We start from the raw sequence: 1,190 nt of genomic DNA on the forward strand, positions 1-1,190 counted from the left end.
CGGAGCGGTGTCGGCTTGAATGACTTGTTAGGCCTAGTGTCGTGACCGGAGCCGAGAACTGCCGCCGGAAATGTCCTAGACCTTCCCCGGCCCGAAATGTATCAGCTTGCGGAGGCCTGTGAACCAGCCCCTCCCCTTTCCGGAGCCGGYACCCAACAAGAGCGACTAGGGGCTAGCGAAGTCGCCCGCCACGCATCCGCAACCTGCGCGGCTCTACGCCCTTACGGCTGCACAGCGGCGACAACTCGCCTAACGCCTGAGTTAAGCCGACACCAAGCGCGTAGCGATTGGTGTTCGGCTTGAATGACTTGTTAGCCCGCATGGGTAGCCTGATAAAGGCTGACAACCAGGTAGGCGCTGAGGCCAACCGCCAAGAGCGCCCGAATCCGGCGTAACTGACGGGTACAGCCGGCCATGTCCGGGCCAAGGGGGGTAAGGCCCAGCAAGATCTTCAGATATGGACCGAAGGAGCGCGCATCCCAAATGCTGGGGCGGCCCATGGCCTCCCATTGAGTTCGATGCTTGGTCTCCAGTCTGTGGAAGAAGACCATGCACTCGCCGAGATACCAGAACGTCGCCGCAAAGGCGATGGCAAAGGCAACAAGCAACCACTGCTCTGTCATAGGGCTAACGCCAGAGTTAAGCCGCACCGCGGAGCGGTGTCGGCTTGAATGAACTGTTAGGTTGCAGAGCGGCGACGCCCGCCAACCCAGAGAACAACGAAAGCCATAACCTCAAAGCAAGCATAGATTGCGCCCAAGAATGCGGAGTTGATCCAGCCGCCAGCAGCGTTTGCGGAGCAGTGATACCCCAAGAGACATCTGCCTAGGTGAAGCAAGAACTGACTGGCCAGAATTGCCGAACCGACAGAAGCTGATAAGACCGCAAAGAGGTGCCAAGCAGGCCTCGATGCGGCTCTCAATCGGGCAACAATCATGTACGTACGGAGCGGCAGCGCGCCAATTGCAAAAAGTCCAACAGCGCCTAACCCGTAGAACAAGCCTTGCCAAAGTACAAGCTGCGCAGAGTTTGTCATTGCAACCTAACGCCAGAGTTAAGCCGCGCCGCGGAGCGGTGTCGGCTTGAATGAATTGTTAGGCCGCTGCCCACTTGAGGAACTCATTGATGATCTCCTCGAGCTTCTGAGGGCCGCCGGCCGCACTGAACTTGTTGTCCGCAACCTTACAGAA

The 1,190-nt window shown here is 58.5% G+C and carries 2 protein-coding genes; both read right to left on the minus strand.

Annotated elements, in window-relative coordinates; translation table 11 throughout:
* Positions 1 to 311: 311 nt before the first annotated feature.
* Positions 312 to 623, minus strand: coding sequence for a hypothetical protein (locus tag AB4Y64_RS17665; RefSeq protein ID WP_441817754.1), 312 nt, complete (start codon positions 621 to 623; stop codon positions 312 to 314).
* Between the two features lie 471 nt (positions 624 to 1,094).
* Positions 1,095 to 1,190 (minus strand): Imm53 family immunity protein (locus AB4Y64_RS17670; RefSeq protein WP_441817755.1); only part of this gene is annotated, 96 nt, incomplete at its 5' end.

The sequence above is a fragment of the Lysobacter sp. TAF61 genome (assembly GCF_052113485.1).
Classification (GTDB): domain Bacteria; phylum Pseudomonadota; class Gammaproteobacteria; order Xanthomonadales; family Xanthomonadaceae; genus Lysobacter_J.